Origin of the sequence: Leadbetterella byssophila DSM 17132 (assembly GCF_000166395.1) — a bacterium.
In the GTDB taxonomy this organism is placed as follows: Bacteria; Bacteroidota; Bacteroidia; order Cytophagales; family Spirosomataceae; genus Leadbetterella; species Leadbetterella byssophila.
Genome location: NC_014655.1, coordinates 1080718 through 1097831, shown reverse-complemented (window position 1 = coordinate 1097831; position 17114 = coordinate 1080718). Strand labels below are relative to the sequence as shown.

The 17114-nt window shown below is 38.6% G+C and carries 20 protein-coding genes and 3 pseudogenes; 3 read left to right on the top strand and 20 right to left on the bottom strand.

What is annotated here, in order from left to right:
* Nucleotides 1-366 precede the first annotated feature (366 nt).
* Nucleotides 367-498, bottom strand: coding sequence for a hypothetical protein (locus LBYS_RS19735; RefSeq protein ID WP_262494821.1), 132 nt, complete (start codon nt 496-498; stop codon nt 367-369).
* 41 nt (nt 499-539) lie between these two features.
* Between LBYS_RS19735 and LBYS_RS05205 the strand changes: the two genes are divergently transcribed.
* Complete coding sequence (locus tag LBYS_RS05205) at nt 540-962, top strand: DUF6943 family protein (protein ID WP_013407830.1); 423 nt, start codon at nt 540-542, stop codon at nt 960-962.
* Between the two features lie 173 nt (nt 963-1135).
* On the opposite strand, the gene LBYS_RS05200 is transcribed toward LBYS_RS05205, so the two are convergent.
* The 18 genes and pseudogenes from LBYS_RS05200 to tnpA all read right to left on the bottom strand — a co-directional run bounded on the left by LBYS_RS05200 (nt 1136) and on the right by tnpA (nt 14202).
* Entirely contained in the window at nt 1136-1390 is a 255-nt protein-coding gene (locus LBYS_RS05200; protein ID WP_013407829.1) for a hypothetical protein, read from the bottom strand.
* The gene (locus tag LBYS_RS05195; protein ID WP_013407828.1) at nt 1377-1643 is read right to left on the bottom strand and encodes a hypothetical protein; all 267 of its coding nucleotides are present in this window, start codon (nt 1641-1643) and stop codon (nt 1377-1379) included. Before LBYS_RS05195 ends, LBYS_RS05200 begins: the two co-directional genes overlap by 14 nt.
* A 12-nt stretch (nt 1644-1655) precedes the next feature.
* A complete protein-coding gene (locus LBYS_RS05190) occupies nt 1656-2108 on the bottom strand; it encodes a DUF5675 family protein (RefSeq protein ID WP_013407827.1) in 453 nt (150 codons plus the stop codon).
* A gap of 68 nt (nt 2109-2176) precedes the next feature.
* Complete coding sequence (locus LBYS_RS05185; protein ID WP_148225775.1) at nt 2177-2710, bottom strand: hypothetical protein; 534 nt, start codon at nt 2708-2710, stop codon at nt 2177-2179.
* Nucleotides 2711-2782: 72 nt separating this feature from the next.
* On the bottom strand, nt 2783-2980 hold the full coding sequence (locus tag LBYS_RS19425) for a hypothetical protein (RefSeq protein WP_041823449.1): 198 nt from the start codon (nt 2978-2980) through the stop codon (nt 2783-2785).
* Nucleotides 2981-3343: 363 nt separating this feature from the next.
* Nucleotides 3344-3985, bottom strand: coding sequence for a hypothetical protein (locus LBYS_RS05175; RefSeq protein WP_013407826.1), 642 nt, complete (start codon nt 3983-3985; stop codon nt 3344-3346).
* A gap of 159 nt (nt 3986-4144) precedes the next feature.
* The gene (locus LBYS_RS05170) at nt 4145-4894 is read right to left on the bottom strand and encodes a hypothetical protein (RefSeq protein WP_013407825.1); all 750 of its coding nucleotides are present in this window, start codon (nt 4892-4894) and stop codon (nt 4145-4147) included.
* Nucleotides 4895-5046: 152 nt separating this feature from the next.
* On the bottom strand, nt 5047-6570 hold the full coding sequence (locus LBYS_RS05165; RefSeq protein WP_013407824.1) for a glycosyltransferase family 39 protein: 1524 nt from the start codon (nt 6568-6570) through the stop codon (nt 5047-5049).
* A gap of 152 nt (nt 6571-6722) precedes the next feature.
* Nucleotides 6723-8096, bottom strand: a complete 1374-nt coding sequence (locus tag LBYS_RS05160) for an McrC family protein (RefSeq protein WP_013407822.1) — start codon at nt 8094-8096, stop codon at nt 6723-6725.
* On the bottom strand, nt 8093-9481 hold the full coding sequence (locus LBYS_RS05155; RefSeq protein WP_013407821.1) for an McrB family protein: 1389 nt from the start codon (nt 9479-9481) through the stop codon (nt 8093-8095). The genes LBYS_RS05160 and LBYS_RS05155 overlap by 4 nt, the downstream gene beginning before the upstream one ends.
* A 21-nt stretch (nt 9482-9502) precedes the next feature.
* Nucleotides 9503-9838 carry a hypothetical protein gene (locus tag LBYS_RS05150; RefSeq protein WP_013407820.1) on the bottom strand — a complete coding sequence of 112 codons (336 nt, stop codon included), beginning with the start codon at nt 9836-9838 and terminating at the stop codon, nt 9503-9505.
* A gap of 128 nt (nt 9839-9966) precedes the next feature.
* Nucleotides 9967-10362, bottom strand: coding sequence for a hypothetical protein (locus LBYS_RS05145; protein ID WP_013407819.1), 396 nt, complete (start codon nt 10360-10362; stop codon nt 9967-9969).
* 166 nt (nt 10363-10528) lie between these two features.
* Nucleotides 10529-11241 (bottom strand): annotated as a pseudogene (locus tag LBYS_RS19920) (tyrosine-type recombinase/integrase).
* 39 nt (nt 11242-11280) lie between these two features.
* The gene (locus LBYS_RS19245; protein ID WP_187287927.1) at nt 11281-11562 is read right to left on the bottom strand and encodes a hypothetical protein; all 282 of its coding nucleotides are present in this window, start codon (nt 11560-11562) and stop codon (nt 11281-11283) included.
* Between the two features lie 113 nt (nt 11563-11675).
* Nucleotides 11676-11969, bottom strand: a complete 294-nt coding sequence (locus LBYS_RS05135) for a nuclear transport factor 2 family protein (RefSeq protein WP_013407818.1) — start codon at nt 11967-11969, stop codon at nt 11676-11678.
* 67 nt (nt 11970-12036) lie between these two features.
* Nucleotides 12037-13531, bottom strand: a pseudogene (tnpC, locus tag LBYS_RS05130) (IS66 family transposase).
* 135 nt (nt 13532-13666) lie between these two features.
* The gene (gene tnpB / locus LBYS_RS19915; RefSeq protein WP_013407816.1) at nt 13667-13921 is read right to left on the bottom strand and encodes an IS66 family insertion sequence element accessory protein TnpB; all 255 of its coding nucleotides are present in this window, start codon (nt 13919-13921) and stop codon (nt 13667-13669) included.
* Nucleotides 13921-14202 (bottom strand): IS66 family insertion sequence element accessory protein TnpA, encoded by a 282-nt coding sequence (gene tnpA, locus LBYS_RS05120; protein ID WP_041823446.1) that lies wholly within the window; start codon nt 14200-14202, stop codon nt 13921-13923. The genes tnpB and tnpA overlap by 1 nt, the downstream gene beginning before the upstream one ends.
* Before the next feature lie 246 nt (nt 14203-14448).
* Here tnpA and LBYS_RS05115 point away from each other — a divergent pair, with 246 nt between their 5' ends.
* Together LBYS_RS05115 and LBYS_RS19615 are read left to right on the top strand one after the other, a co-directional pair.
* Complete coding sequence (locus LBYS_RS05115; RefSeq protein WP_013407814.1) at nt 14449-14856, top strand: VOC family protein; 408 nt, start codon at nt 14449-14451, stop codon at nt 14854-14856.
* Between the two features lie 402 nt (nt 14857-15258).
* A pseudogene (locus LBYS_RS19615) lies at nt 15259-15894 on the top strand (NAD(P)-dependent oxidoreductase).
* A gap of 67 nt (nt 15895-15961) precedes the next feature.
* On the opposite strand, the gene LBYS_RS05105 reads toward LBYS_RS19615, so the two are convergent.
* Nucleotides 15962-17113, bottom strand: a complete 1152-nt coding sequence (locus LBYS_RS05105) for a Gfo/Idh/MocA family protein (protein ID WP_049781322.1) — start codon at nt 17111-17113, stop codon at nt 15962-15964.
* Nucleotide 17114: the final 1 nt, after the last annotated feature.

Sequence of the window (17114 nt, the reverse complement as noted above, 5' to 3'; positions counted from 1 at the left end):
TGTTTAGTCATTTCACTTCATTGCATTCCGGTAGGCGAAAGCCAAATCTACCTGCATTTATTCCGTTCCATTCCCTGCACACCTTATTTCAGCACCGCACAGCAAGCGTATTGCGTACCTTATACCCTTGCTTTTTTCCCACGCTTCAAAATATGGTATGCTTTATTTTTTACTGCGAAGTGTTTGCCCCATTGCCAACCCTCAAAGGCGATTTTTCAAAGGAATAAAAGGAAGTCAATAGACATTTTCCAAAAGAAAAAAGAATAAAAAGGAAAGCAAAGGTAGGTGGCTTCGCACAAGCCCACCGCACCAAAAAAATCCAAAAGACTACGGCATAATGTCAAGGCAAATAAGGTGCTTCGCAAGTTAATTTTCATTGCCTTGCCACCCTTCGGGACTTATTCCGTTTCCTTTTGGATTTTTTGCCCCGCCACCTGATGAATGGCTTTCTTTTTTTTCTGTTTTTTTCTTTGTAAAAAAGTTTTGGTTTTCAGCCACAGCAACGAAAGGAACGGAGCTAATCTCAAAAGTGGTGCGATATGAAAACTGTTAAAATCTATACTTACAACCCAAAAAATCAAAAGTCGGGATTTGAATTTTACGCCTTATCCAAAGGCTTAAACAGTGGTAAGCCGTTAGATGTGCCTTGCCCGAATTGTTTTGTTATTTCCTGCCGTAATGCGGAAGAATTGGACGTTTACCGCAGTCTATTATTTGGGCTATGGAAAACAAAAGCCTTTTATCCGTTCCTTATCGGTTCTGTCATTCCCTACATTCGGATAGGCGATTTTAAAAAATTCGTTTCTGAACAGGCAAGCCATTTAAAGGGCAGAGAAAAGGTGTTTAGAAATGACATTCGCAAAGTCAAAACATTGGAGCAACGAGAAAAGCACATACACGAACAGTTGCTTTTGATTTCGGAACTCAAACACATTTACATTGCAAGGCATTTAAAGCAGTAGCCTTTTGGGCTACGCTCTTTTGCCTTTACAGTTCCCGCCGATTGCCCGATACTCGCACCATTAGCCACATATAAAGGCGACATAAAAGCACCGTTTATAAATACAGCGTAAACAGGTGCAACAAAAAAACCTGCCCAAACGGACAGGATTAAAACACGCAAACATAAACCCGATTATTCAGGATCTTGTTTGTCTTTTGGTTCATTGTCTTCGGTCTGCATTGCGGTCTGGGCTATGGCAGTCGCTACCGTTCCGCCCAATAACACGTAACCGGCTACGGTTACGATAGTGGTGGGCAACGCCACCGGAGCAGTTAAGATAGCACCGCCTACGGCTGTTAATGTAATACCGATAGTACGGATAATTTTAAACCATTTAGGTGTGGGAGCTGTTACACGCTCTACGATGTTTAAACTATTGCTTTTCATTGTTGAAATTTTTTAAAATGATTTGTTCTAAATTGTTTACCCGGTGTTCCAGATAATCCACTTTGTGATTAAGCAAATCATAACTGTTTTTAAACTCTGTTTTTATCAGCAACGCCATTGTTTTTACTTCCGTTAAATCCTTTTCCATTTTCTTAAAATCGGAATGGAGCTGTTTAATGAAGTAAGCGACAATCGCCAACAGCATACTAATCAAAGAGCCGAACACTATGTTTAATGTGATTGCATTTTCCATTGACATACGTTTTTAAAATTGGAAATTGTTTTCAATGCAGATACCTTTTTCACTGCCTTGTGCTATTGCTAACAACTTTGGGTAAATCATTTGGTAAGCATCTCTACTGCGTAAAACTTGATAGTCGCCATTTACAAGCTCGAAGCCGAAACCACACAACGGACAACCTGCGGTATCGGTGTATGTGTTCCCGATATGGATATACAAAAAACTGAAATTCGGTAAGCCGTTAATCTCAATCATACCTTTGTGGAGCTTTGGGAATTTCTGCCGATACTCGGCATTCATTCCGCCCCAAGTATTCAAACGCAGGGTATAGTTTCCTGTTGGAATTGCGGTTTGCTTTGGTATCTTAACGGCTCTTATCTTGTCTTCTAAAAGGTAGTATTGAAACACATCATCAATATATAATTGGCTTAATGTGCTTTGCTTGCCTTCGGCTACTCTTAAAATTTTTGTTCTCATCGAAGATTTATTTTAAAGGTTAGAAATAAAAGCCCCAAGCATTGCGAGGGGCTTTCGTTTGTTGGTTCTTAAAACGCATCTTCAATTTTCAGGCAGTTGCCTGAAGCAAAAGAATAGTAGTTGCCGTTCACTTCCTGAAAGAACTCGATACCGATACATTGGATAACGGTTACATTCGTTCCCAAAGTCGGAGCAGTTGGAAACGTAGCCGTTAATGTAGAACCTGCAAAAGCTGTATCTAACGGAATGTAAGGCGAATATTCAATTACGCTCAATTCGTTGTTTGCGATGTCGTCAGGCTCATACGTTCCTGTTGTAGCATTGTACACAAAATCCGAAACCACCGCCAAAGCATTGATTAAACGGAAGTGAGTAGCCCCAGACGGTGCAGAAACCAAATCAGCAGGGTTAAACGGTGCTACCGTAAAATCTGCACTATCTCTGCATGTGGTATGGGTAACATCATACGAAGCATTGAATACACCGCTTAAAGAAAGTTTTTTGTCAAACTCAAAGCCTAACAAATAGTTTCTTTGCGTTGAAATCTCAACCTTTCTGTAACCCCTAGCTTCTGTACCGTCTTCGAGATTGATTTTTTTCATTACGGACGTTAAACGTCCTGCAACTTGACTGTCCGCCATTTTTGACATCAATGCAGATAGGGCAGTTCTTACCTACTTCCCAGCTCTTGCACAACCGCCAAACTCATTCATATTTTCACGAGTTCGCTCAAATTCGGGGGCGGTCTTTACCTGTTCTGCGGTTGGTCCGCCAACCATTCCGGCGAAAAATCCTTGTTGACCTTTTATTTTGAAGTGTCGGACATCGCCTATCGTTCCGACATACTTCATTAAGCCTTTTTGTCTTGCCATTTTCTTAAATTTTATGAGTTAATAAATACGTTGCGTACGCATTTACAAAGTTCACTCTATACAATTTTATAGACAATACACAAGGTGTTGAAATACAATGCAATACAGTGCTAACGCACCGAAAACAGGAAAAAGCAAAGGGCAGGACTGCAATCGGTATGGTAGAACGGACGAAAAATTGACAGGAAAACAAATAAAAAAAGCAAGGATTTTTATAGTGAAAACCCTTGCTTTGAAAGGTATAAAATATATACCTCTAAAAGTTGTACTTATGTTGTACCTACAATTTGAAATAGTAGGTAAATTAACTGAAAATCAATGCACTATAATAAGACTTTTATTAATACCTTGTTACCTGCAGTATTATTTTGATTGTTTATTTATCGTTGCATTGAAAAATAATTTCATAGTATATCCAAATAATAAGCCTGAAATAGTCCAAATTACAACACCTATTAGTATTGTTTTTATATTTATTTCGCTACCATCAAATAAAGGAAAAACTATAGAAATCATAATAAACATAAATAATCCCCAGCCTAATCCTGTTTTAATCCAGCTTTTTTTGTCATAAGGATTTGGGACTTTTTCAAATTTTATATTTTTAAACCTTTGTGGTTGTTTTTCTAGCCAATTTTTTTTCATTTTATTTTTAAACCATCCCCAAATCGGATAGGTTAATATCAAAACTAAAAAGCTAAAAACATTAATCAAACAAGGAATAATTTTACCACATTTATTACAATAAAGACCAAACCAATTTTTAAATGCAGTGCCATTTTCTGTAGACCAAGTTCTTCCATCATGTAGAGTTTCACAATGTGGACAAGGTACAATACCTCGTTCAAATCTTGACTTATTTGAAGTTCTTTCTTCTAAAGTGACTTTAGGAACTCTTTGACCTAGAATTAATTCATTTATTATCAATCCTGGATTTAAAATCCAATGTAACATCATCCAATTTTTCCAAGTATATACTTTATATTTCGTTCTGTCAAAATTCATGATACGTTTTTTTTTAATATTGCAGGTAACGTTTTCGGGCTTTGCGTTCGGGCGGGTTTTGGAGCACAAAGTTTAAGTTTATTACTAATGTTCATTAGAAGCACTAAGCTCCAAGTTTATACGTCAGCCCGCCTGACGCAAAACCCGTGTTAGGCACAGTTATATGTTATTTACATCAGTAAAAAAATGTTTGATGTCCTCTTGTTTTAAGATTTTATCGATATAGTTTGGCAATTCCTTATCGTCCAAAATTGGTGGATTAATTTGCATAGACCTCAACGAACCATCTTTCTGTGGTGCAATCAATATAATCCTGCCATTTTTTAAATTAAACAGTCTCATGTTGACAATTGCGTATTCGTCTCTATTAGCAGTAAGGAATGCGGTATAATCTATTTCGTCACTTTTTGTTTTAAAAAAACCTTGTCCTATGTAATCCGGATTATTTCTTGAAATAATTTGAACTCCTGCATGGGAGTAGTTTATGGTATCAATAAAATTTGTCAGAGTGATAATTGTAAAAAAAACTTCGTTCGGTTTGTCGCCCACAAACTTTTGAGTAAAACTATTTTTATTTACAAGAAAGTAGGAGTAGAGAATTTTTTTCCCATCGACGTCTATGCCCGAGAAATTACCTCCATTTCCAACTCCTTTAAAACTTTCCTTTCCAAGTAATTCATATTTGGGAACCGGAAATGCTCCGTATCTGATAGGTTTTGCTACTCTTTCCTTATTGGCTTCTATGTCTCGCCGCAACAGTTCTGCGTCCCATGTTGAACTGTCTTGACGGTTTTTGAGATGCTTTTCTTCTACTTTTTTGTTCCATTTTGCTGTGTCATTTTGAGCAAAACAGTAAGTAGCAGAGAAAATGGAAAATGTCAACAAGAAGTATTTTATGTACTGTGTCATATCGGAAACTGTTTCGTAATAATTGTGCCTAACGTTTTGCCGCTTGCCGCAGTGGGGGATTTCGGAGCACTTCACTGTCAACCAAGCACAAATGTTGATAGAAGCACTGCACTTGATTTAACCACGTCAGCCCCCATTGCGGCAAACGGCTGTTAGCGGTAGTTTTTCTTTTCGGCAATTTCATCTTTAATTCTTTGTCTAATGTCAATTTTTGCACCTGTAAAAAGAAATATCCCTGTCCCAAACTCTCTTGCATATTGATTAGTTATTGAGGTTGCAAGGGTTGAATTTTGAAAAAAGGGAGATGTTTCTTGTAATTCTAAATTTACTTCTTCTGCTTCCTTAACTCTAATTAAGTTTTCATATTTTTTATTTAAATCAAACCAATCTATGTAGTCAGCATTGAAAGAAACTGCTTGTATTTCTTGGCTTGTATAATAATTTATTGCCCCTGCCTGTCCATAATTATCGCAAAGAATAAGCGTATTATTTTTGTTAGGTAATCTTAAATAAATGCTATCTACTTTCTGTGCTAATTCTTTCCAACCAAGCATATCTGCAAAATCTTGTGGCAATAAATGGTCTTTGCCATCTTCCCAACGCAGTAAACCTAATTTTTTGTAGTTTTCTGGATGTTGAACAATGTATTCTGGGCTTTTATTAGGAAACGCAACATTAAAAATGGGAATAAATATTAGTAAGGGAACAGCAATTGCAACTGGTTGTAAATATTTACTCCAACCATCTTTTAAAATATCTGCAATATAAACAGAACCAAAAGCAATGTAAATTGGATAAATGCCAATAGCATAATAGTCTTTTGCCTTAAAGTAAATAAAAGCTATTAAAGTAAAGAGGATAGAGAAAAAAAATAGTCTATACTTGTTGAAAGGCGTGTAAAAAAGCAATGCATAGAATGATGCAAAGATTACTATTAGTGAACCTAAGAAAAAGAGCAACTGATTTTTCAAAAAATCAAATCTATTTACATTTACTAATTGCGTTTCTGCCAATTCTTTTAAATGGTGTAAGACTGGGAAATTATTATTGTATTGCCAAACAAGATTAGGCAAGACTAAAACCAAACCTAATAAAATGGCAAAATACAAAGTGGGTTTTAAAAATATTTTCCTATGCTCCGTAATCAATAATGAAGGTACTAGTCCAATTAATAAAAAAACAATGTTGTACTTATTTAAAAAGCCAATTGCAAAAGCTATTGCTCCTATACAAAGCCACTTGAAATCATTTGTTTTGATATATTTTAGCAATATAAAGTATAAAACTGTCCAACTTAGTACGTCAAATGAGTTGGGTTGATATAAAGTATTCAATCGCAAAAGAGCAGAAAATAAAACACAAGTTGCCCCTAAAATCAATGCAAAAAGATTTCCATTTAATTCTTCTATGGCTTTCCAAACGATATAAATTGTCAATGCCCCATACAAGGCTGGGAAGAACTTAATCCAAAAAATTGAATTGCCAAGTAATTGAATAATATAAGATGTCCAAGATGTAAAGGGTGGGACCGAAAGATAACCCCAAGCCAAATGATTTGCTTGGTCAAGATGCAAATATTCGTCTCGTTGCAAGTCATATTCACTGCTTAATAGCAAAAATTGCAGCAAGAATTTAAGTCCTATGAAACCTATTAAAATTGTTGTCCTTTTTGTCATTGAGAAGTGTCTGTTAAAATTACCGCTAGCGTTTTTGCGCTTGGCGTTCGTGCGGGATTTCGGAGCACAAAACTGTCAGCACAGCACTAAAGCCCAATTGGAAAACAGAACTTGAATTTAAGCACTTCACCCCGCATGACGCCAAACGCATGTTACCGGGTCGTTGTTCTTCTTTCAATTTGATTAAGTTCATTTGTCAATAGTCTTTTTACCTCGTTGATGCTGTCCTTCTTTAATGGCACTCCTAAAATCAATATTGTGTTTGTCGCTTCGTTTATTCCGTTTTTGTAGTGAAGTGTTTTTAATTCAATTTGGTCTGAAGGGTAACACAAAAAACCGAATTTAAAATCTGTCTTACTGAATGAAGAGTAGGCCATTATTTGATGCAAGTCGTGTCTATGGTCTTCTTTAAGTACTTCACTTTGGTCAAACTTGTTATATAAATTCGATTTGTATTTGGCATCAATAAACACCAAAACATTTTCTTTTTGAAAGATTGCGTCTGGCTCGATGTGTTTGAGTTCCCAGGAGTAATGTTTCGATGTCCTAGAATGAAACTTAAAGTTTGAATAAATCAGACCTCCAGTCTCTTTTGCAACTTCTTTGAAAATATGTTGAATAAATTTCTCGAATACATCTGAAAAGTCCACCCGCCAAGCTGTGCTGTCTACAAGGTTAAAGTTTAAAATCTTATTAGCTTGTTCTTTGCAGGCTTTCACAGTTGGACTATCGGAAAATAGGATTGTGATTTTATTGGTATCTTTTGGTTTATGATGATATAATCGTTCTTCAAGGAAACTCAATTTGGTTCGCAAAGTATTCTTAATTCTCTGCGGTGTATTGGCTGAAAGTAATTCACTTTTACAAATGTCAAAGACATATCTAATTTCCGAATATTCAGAATGAAATTCACTCAACACATTTGTTCTTGCTGGAAATTTTAACCTGTTTTCTACTTTGAATTCGTTGTTTATATATTTTGTCCAATTGATTTGACCAGTAGGCTGACTTGATACCTTTTCAATATTGTCGAACTTTCTCCAAGGTCTCATTGTCAGTTTTTCAACAGCTGCTATAAATTTTACAGCCTCCAAATACAAAGGTGGCCTGAAATTCTTACCTGATGCCAAGGGTAAACTATCAATTACCTCTGGACTAATTTCAGTGCCCAATAGGTTTAGAATTTCAATATAGTCCTCAAATCTATCCCGCCCGGTAAACCTAGGCATAACTACAAAATCACCGATTTGCTTTCCGGTATCAGAAGCCCTCAAAGGAATAGAGCCAATGAAGCCAGATGAACGAAACGCAAGTGAAGTGCTTTGGTCTGACCCAATAATGTATGGTTGAACACCAAGAAATTTAAATTGCTCACTGTTGTAATCAATGAACTTCTGGAGGTATTGCCCGATAATTCTTTTGTCTGCTGACTTGAACCACTTCTTTTGCAAAGCAACTCCACCTAACTGTTTTGATTGTTCAGTTAGGCAAGGGATTTCGCAAAAAACATCTAATGGCTTTGTCATTCGAAAAGAGATAGATTTATTCTAATTGAGAAATAATTATTAAACTCTTCTTTGGCATTTCTTAAAAGTCCTTCTTGCAGATATTCTTTAATCAAAGGAAATATTTCATAACGAATACGATTTTTCATTTCCTCTTCGGTGTCCGCAATGAAATAGCCTTGTCCCGGTTGCAGGTTTAGTTCGGTGCTTGATGCATACCAGTCAAATATTTCTTGAATTCTGCTGAAGTCCTCGTTAAAGAACTGTTTCGACTTTATGGCTTTTGGTTTAAGAGTGTACCAAGCAAAGCGTCTTCTTAGTGCAAAGTCAACAACGGCCAAACTTCTGTCAGCAGTGTTCATAGTGGCAATTACAGAAAAGTTCTCAGGTAGTTGCTTTACTTTGAAGTTGGGCGCAATTTCAATCTCAACAGTCGAAACGTCCATCTTATGTTCAAAAAGGTAAAAAATAGGTCCCAATACATTTGAAAGATTGGCCCTGTTTATCTCGTCAATTATTAAAATTACTTTTTCATTGCTATGGTCAACGGCATATTTTAAGGCCTCTGAAAAGCTGCCTAAATTTTCTCTGTATCGTAGTTCTTGATTTTCTGTGTCGGGTCTAATTCCAAAAATAAAATCGGAGAAACTTGTTTCTGCGTGAAATTGAGTGAAGAAGGTTTTTGCTCCAATTTTGTCTGCAACACTTTTTGCAGTTCTTGTTTTACCAGTTCCTGGAGGTCCTTGAAGAACAATGTACTTTCTTTCGTTTAAGAGATTTTTTACTTCTTCTGCTTCATCAACGGTTTCTGACTTTAAAAATGGCTCTAAAGCTTCTGAAACTGCTTTTCTGTGGTCTTTATTAGAAGGCCAGTCTCGAAGTTTTGCATAACCTGCGACAAAGGCTGCAATAAGTTTTTTTCCTTCTTCGCTTTCGGGGTCATCAACTATTTGGCAAGTCGGTAAAACTTTAGTATAAGTTTTAATCGTGTTTTTTATATGCTGTAAATCCAGATTACCTGTGATTGATTTTGGCAAACTTGTTTCTATGTCTGAAAAGTCAGATTTACAAAAGCCTCTTTCGTCCGTTAGTTTTGAGAATAATCTTCTAAGCCCAGGATAGGTTGCGAGTTCGTAATCATTTTTGAAACCACTAGAACCAATTCCGAGACATACTAACCAAGGTTTATTTTGGTCATTCGGGAAAATTGTTAATGAAAAGTCGTGAAAAGGGCCTGACGCTTCTTCTTCTGGGTGAATAAACCCAAAATAAGCTCCGTTGTCTTTTAATGCTTCCTGTCCGGTGTTGTTTCGTTCAACATAAGGTTTGTTGAATTCGTTGTCTGTTTTGGCACCGAACTGTTCTGCTTTTTCTTTTATGAATTGTCTAATATTTTCTATGCTCATAATCCTTGTTTGAGTGTCGTTTTACAATGCCCGGTAACGGTCAAGTATAAGAGCAGTAGCGGATTTCAAGGCGATTACCTGTCCGCCACCACAAAAGTTTATTAAATATACAGACCTTGAATTTAGCACTTCACCCGCTATTGCTCTTATACAATGTTGTGCGTTCGGCTTTTTATTTTTTTCAATGTTGTCTGTCATGGCAAGGTTTGCAAACTGAAACAAGCCATTTGATTGGTTCTTTTCCAATCTTTCTCTTCGCATATTTTTTGTGATGTACTTGTGTCGCACGTTCTCCACAGTAAACACATGTCCAATTGTCTCTTTTGAGAACAACATATCGTTTTCGTTTCCAATCATCTGATTTCAGGTATACGTTTCTATAATAATCTCGCCTTTGTTTACGCTTTATGTTAAAAATCCACCGCTTAAATAACCAAATGGCTAATGCCACAAACAGTAAAATCAGAATTTGAAAATCCATAGTTCTACTTGTACTTTTTGTACTTTATAGCTATAGCTGTCATTCCGTACTCTTCACTCACTACATAAGTAGAAGTACCCATTGGAATTCCAACACCTGAAGTCCCTGCTTTTCCGATTATTATAATTCCATCTGCTCCAATTTCACGAGCCTTTTTAGTTATCTGCTCTAAACTCCATTTGTCATTGGTGTCTCCGCAAGTTATCTGAGCAAATTCTACATACTCTTGTGTTGGTTTATCAGTCATGTAGACGTCAATTTTCGCGTCTTCACTTTTTGGCGGATATGAGTCTCCAAATAGAGTAACCTTCGCCTTTGCCATTAGAAAGCCTGTGCTGGCGCAATTTGAAATGATTAATGTTGAAATCAACAAGTAAATTATGAATCCAAATCTTTTCATGTTCTATTGTCGATGAGTTGGTTTGTAAACTCTAAGTGTCATTTTTTTTAAGCTGACGCACAACTCATTTATACCCCTCACAAAGTGTCGCCAATCCAACCAAAATTAGTTGGCTTTGTCTCATAAACATGAGGATTTATTTTAGGATAAAAATATATTTTTTCTTTTATAAATCATCAAATGGACTTTTTATTTTTTGCAAACTTTTGGTACTGACGTGGGTATAAATTTCGGTGGTTTTACTGCTGTTATGCCCCAATAATTCTTGAATAAACCGTATATCTGTACCACTCTCTAAAAGGTGTGTGGCATAGCTGTGCCGTAACCAATGTAAACTTACAGGTTTTTTAATATTGGCTTTTTGAAGTGCTTGTTTTAATACGTTTTCTAAGCTTTTTCGCTGTAGTGTTTACCTTTGGTTTGCCCTTCAAAAAGCCACGTTTGAGGTTTATAGGATTTGTAGTATTGTCGTAATAGCTCAATTATTTTTTCCGAAATCGGGGCTATGCGATCTTTCTTTCCTTTGGCTTGTTTGATGAGCAAAATACCTCGCTTGCTATCCACATCGGCAGGTTTCAGGTTCAGCAACTCGCTTCTTCGCAGCCCGCAGGCGTATATCAGGCTCAACATTGTGCGGTGTTTCAGGTTGCCGTGTGCTTCCAAAATAGCTTTTATTTCTTCTTTGCTTAAAACATTAGGCAGTATTTTCGGTTTTTTCGGACGATGAATTTTCTCAATGTCCAAACGCTTGTTTTGAACGGTTTGAAAAAACAACTTTATGGCATTTACCATTTGGTTTTGGTACGAAGCCGAAAGTTTGTTTTTCAGGATATATTCGTTGTTGAAAATGACTATATCTTCATTCTCGATTTTGCCCAACGATTTTTCGTCGAAAAATCGCAGGAAAACCCGAATGGCTTAGGTATAGGTTTTTATGGTACTTTCACTATATCGCTTACTTCGTAGCCATTGTATAAATTTTTCAATTTGTTGCCGCACTTCGGTTGGCAGTTGCTTTTCAGCAGGGATTTTGAATTTTTGACGGTATGCTGCCGTATCGGGCAAATGCCAAACTTTAAAGGTAGTACTCCATTTTGCACCCTTTAATTTTTTAAAACGGTCTATTAATTCTTGCTTTTTTTCAAAAGAAACAGCTATTCGGCTTTCGCCTTTGTGTTGTATAAGTTTAGCTTTGTACATTTGGTAGTATTGTTGTAATTTCAACTTAAACACCAAAGTTCAAATTTACCACAAATTTTCATACGAAATACGTCCGCCCGCCTGATGCAAAACCGTGTTGGCGGTTCGTTGTTTTATTCTTTCGTTAAACCCATCGCTTGTCCAATTAAAAACGTGTCGGTATATTGATTGAACTCGGTAATTTTTCTGTCTTTTACTTTATATTCACAGGCAAAGTCAGATTTCATGTATTTTCCTGTTGCGTTAAAAGTTCCTTCATAAAAACCAATAACAAAAACCCCGTCACCACTGTCAATGTAACGAGTAATTGTTGCTATCCAATTTGTCCAATTCTGTCTAATCCCACCAAAAACCTTTTCAAATACTGCGTCTGCACCGATGTGTTGTCCACCGCCTGGGAATATCATACTACCCAAATATTGGACAACTGCATAATTGTTTAAATTAGCAGTTGAAAAGTATCCGCCCTACGAACTACTTATTAAATCTGTCAAGAACCTGTTTATAGTTCTTCGGGAAGAGGTCTCTGAGGTTTTTGTGACTGATGGTCGTGATGTTCTGCAGGGTGTATCTTAGCCACTGGAAGGGATTAACCTCATGTTTCTTGCAGATGGCGAAGAACGAGTATATCATTGCCGATCTTTGTGCTGCCTCATGACTTCCCGCGAAGAGATAGTTTTTTCGTCCCAGCGCAATGGGACGGATGGCATTCTCGACAAGGTTATTATCGATCTGTAGATTTCCATCGTATAGATAAGCTGATAGGGGATCCCATCTAGCGTAAGCATATCCCATAGCCTTACCGATCTGACTTTTGGGGAGTGTTCTTTCAAAGATCCATTTGCCCATTTCGTTGATGACCGGCAGTGATTCTTCGAGCCGGAGTTCCTTGATCTGATCAGGTGATAGTCTTTCTTCTTTTGCCTTACGCTCGACCTTATAAAGCCCCTGTATCATCAGCAGAGCTTTTTCGGCTCTGGGACGGTCGTTCTGCAGTGCTTTCTCAAACTCTCTTCTGGTATGTGCCCAGCAGGCCAGGTGGGTGATATCTTTCTTCTTGCCATATTTATCATATGCCGCATATCCATCCGTCTGCAGATAACCCCTAAAGTTATCCGGCATGGATTTAGGCACCTGACCACCACGTTAAGGATTATAGTCAAACAGTACGGTTTGTCCAATGGGCAGGGATAGACCCAATAGTAGCCCTGATGGGCAGCGCCTTTATTGTCGCTGTCCAACACCTCGATCGGGGTCTCATCTACCTGTAAATACCCGCTGGCTTTTGTCTCAAAGACCAACTGATCGTAAAGCAGCTTTAGCTTGAGCAGCGCCTCCTTGGTTCATCCTTCTATGGTGGAGGGAGGAATCTGTATGTTTTCCCGGGCGAAGATCTGCTTCTGGCGGTATAGCGGCAGGTGGTCCATGTATTTGCCCGTCAGAATCAGCGCCAGTAGACCCGCTCCCGGAATTCCTTTGTCCATCACCCGCTCCGGAAGTTCTGCTATCTTGACACCCTCCCCGTTTTTAGCTGCATATTTATAGCGAATGTAACGGTTGATATAGAACCTTGCCGGCTCGCACTCCAGTTCCTCGGTAATTTCTTTGCCGATGCACACCATCTCCGACAGATCGCCTTCGGGATGAATCTCAATCTCCACTACAGGAAGGTGCTGGGGTAATTTCGCACGGCCTTTATGATTGGGGCGACTGCGGGTGTATTCGATCTTTTGCTTGATTTCCTCTTGCTGCTCTACTACTTCTGCTGGAGCGGCTTCAAAAGGCAAAGAAGTCTGGTTGGGGTCACCTTCGAAGCGCTCACGCTTTTGACCGAACTGCATACGCTTGTACATAGCAAGCAGGGATTCCAGATAGGTTATTTTTTATCACGTTCTGCCAAGGCTTCATCACGACTGGAAATAACCTTGATAAGGTCTTCTTTTGAGAGGTTTTCCAATGCCGTTTCCATATCATAAAGATACAGATTTTTCGCCGTTCTACCTATAAAAACACGGACAATTATGGCAGTGAATAACGTTTTTTTTTGTATGCTGCTCACTACCTGAATTCCTTCGATCATCAGCACCAAATCGCTCCATGATAGCTACCCTCTTTTCAATGTAGACCTGCCAAAAGTACCTTGTTCGAGACGCTTGTAATACAGTACAAAACCGCCACGTTCCCAGTGCAAAAGCTTAATGTGGGCGCGGCTCCGGTTCAAGAACACAAACACCTCTCCGCTGGTGAGCTGTCGCTGCATCACCGATATGACCAGCCCGCAAAGACCATCGAAAGATTTTTGCGTGTCGTAGTGAGCATCGTACAAATAAAAACGGTGCGAGGAACCTAGCGAGAACATCAGTAAAGATGGATCAGCTGGGAAAGTAGACCAAGATCAGTATCTACCTTGATGCGCACCCCATTGGGATAAATAACCTCAGCTTCACTTTTTTTGCCCGCCTTATCGATCATTATAAAACGTCTGCCGCCCGCATCTTTCTCTTTACTGCGCGAAAACCAGTAATAAAATGTAGCCGTGCTGATCCCATTTTTCTCGCAGTAACGTTTCTTGCTCAGGCCGCTCTGTTGCCAGTCTGCTAGCATAGACAGCATCTGGACTCTGATTTCTTCTTTGCTCATCCTGCAAAGTTCCGCATTATACAACGCTCATGAAATATGCACTTGGTCGGGCGGATACGTTAAATTAATATCGCATACTTAATATTCATCTTAGCAATTGCTCGCTTAAAAACGAACGGAGCGGTCTGCATGCACAATTTCTCCTAATCTTTTGGAAATCATATTTTTATTGTTTATATTTAAAGTATAAGCTGTTAGTAAATACGGTGTATTTGTAAATAAGCATTTGTTTTAGACCACCATAATATGAAAGTAAAAGCAATCTACGTAAATCTTCCTATCAAGGATACTGAGAGATCCAGGGATTTTTGGACTAAACTTGGTTTCTCTTTCGATGAAAATTTTTCGAATGAGCAAGCACTTTGCCTTATCTTAAATGAGGGGCAGATGTACAGTATGCTCATTACTCATGAGTTGTTTAGTACATTTACTGATAGACCCATCTCAAATTCATCAACAACCCAGGTATTGACAGCTATTGAAGTAGACAGCAGAGAAGAAGTTGATCGAATAGTAGGACTTGCACTTCAAAATGGTGCAAGCAGGTACAGAGAAAGTGCCGACCACGGTTGGATGTATTACGATAGTTTTGCCGACCTAGACGGCCACCAATGGGAAGTGCTATATACGGATCCTAGTAGGATGAACTTATAATTTCATTGCAATAGATCAACCTTCAAAAGATTAGTTGTTGCAGAAGTCGTAGCAAAATTATCCAGTATAGGTTCCTGCTCCTAGAATGGATGATCTTTGTACAGCATGTTAAGAAACATAGGATTTAGATTCTTTCATGCGTACCACTGCCAAGTTTGATCGGGGAATTTAAAAGGCAGAAAATTTAGAATACTGTTCATTTGAGTATTCTCTACGCCTCTGTGAGATTTTCCTCCTCACTATAGGGGAACTCAAAGGAAACTTTTGCTTAAAAATTGGTCTATCCCTGTAAGCATTGGTTTTATTACCGTAATTTTATGTTGGCTCAGTGGACTTTTGTATTTATTACGCTGCAAAAAGTCTGAAAATCATTCAAAAGAATTTTAACTCCCAAGTCAATTTATGAAAATCGCCGTTTTCGGAGCAAGAGGTAAAACAGGTATTGAAGTAGTCAAGCTAGCTCTAGACCGTGGGCACGAGGTCACAGTTATGGTTCGTGACCCGAAACGTTTGCCGGTTTTTTCTAAGCCTATTAATGTTCTGATCGGTGATTTCTCTGATATAAATACGGTAATATCTTCCGTCAAAGGCCAGAATGCAGTGATCTGCACTCTAGGTTCACGTGAGCTTTATAAGAATTCTGGGCTAAGAACCACAGGAACTGCTGCTATTATACGAGCTATGCAACAAGAAAGTGTGCAGCGATAAGTGGTCATGTCTTCCATGGGAATAGGGGAGAGTTGGGATAATCTTTCCTGGTTCAGCAAAGCCCTCTTTAAGCTCGTCATGCCGGCAGCTCGGAAAGATCACGAAGGTCAAGAGGAGGCGGTGAAGGCTAGTTCTTTGGATTGGACCCTTATCCGTCCTAGCGGACTAACGGATGTCCCAGGTATTAGTTCATATGAATACGGCACAAATCTGACACCGAAAACTTCTAGGATTTCAAGGGTTAATGTAGCTGATCTAATTTTAAAAGTGCTTGAGTCTAATGCGCATGTACATGAAGCATTGACATTGAAGGAAAATCTCTATCAGTAGTTTCGCATCAAAAAGCCCCCTAATTTGCAAATTAGAGGGCTTTAATATTATTTGAAGTAAGGTAGATTTAAGCTTCTTTAAAGTCGACCCACTTGCTTTTGCTTTTTCCACTTTGAATCACAGACTCAATAAAGAGCATGCCTCTAATTCCCTCGTCAATGCTGGGGAAATCCAGTTCAATTTCAGAAGGTTCTTCGCCATTCATGCGCTTTCTCACTGTCCTGGCAAAGTTTCTGTATATGTTTGCAAACGCTTCCAAATAACCTTCTGGGTGCCCATTCGGGAGACGGATGTTTGCCTGAGCTAAAGGATCTAATTCTCCCACATTAGGGCGGTAAATGCGGTGAAAGGTTTGGGATTTATGAACCAAAGTATTTGGCTCTTCTTGTCTCCAATCCAATCCTCCTAATTCTCCATAAACACGAATTCTAAGGGCATTCTCTTCACCGTTTGCTATTTGAGAGCAATACAGGATTCCTTTGGCACCGTTATCAAATCTTAGAAGTACACTGGCATCATCGTCTAATAATCTACCATCTACAAAAGTGGATACATCAGCACACAGAGAAGTGATCTTTAAACCCGTGATGTATTCGGCTAGGTTTTCAGCATGAGTGCCTATATCTCCTATAGCTCCTGCTATTCCGGAGCGTTTTGGGTCTGTTCTCCATTCCGCTTGTTTGTAGCCTTTTTTCTCTTCTAGGAAGGCTAACCAACCTTGAGGGTATTCTACCACTACCTTACGGATCTTACCTATAGCTCCACTTCTCACTAGTGCTCTGGCTTGTTTTACCATGGGGTAGCCCGTGTAGTTATGCGTTAAGGCGAAGGTCAAGCCCGTGGATTGGATAACTTCTTTAAGTTTTTTGGCTTCTGCTAGCGTAAAGGTTACCGGCTTATCGCAAATCACATGAAATCCATGCTCTAAAGCCATCTTTGCCGGTGCAAAATGCATGTGATTTGGGGTAACTATGGATACTATGTCCATTTTATCCTTCCTCTTGCTCTCTTTTTTGATCATTTCCTTATAATCCCCGTAGCAGCGGGCTGGATCTATCATTAAGAGTTCTCCGGAGGCTTTAGATCTCTCCGCGGTAGAGCTGAAAGCTCCACAAACCAGATCAATCTCTCCGTCAATGGCAGCAGCCGTTCTATGTACAGCACCGATGAAGGCCCCTTGTCCTCCACCTACCATACCCATTCTTAGTTTTCTATTCATG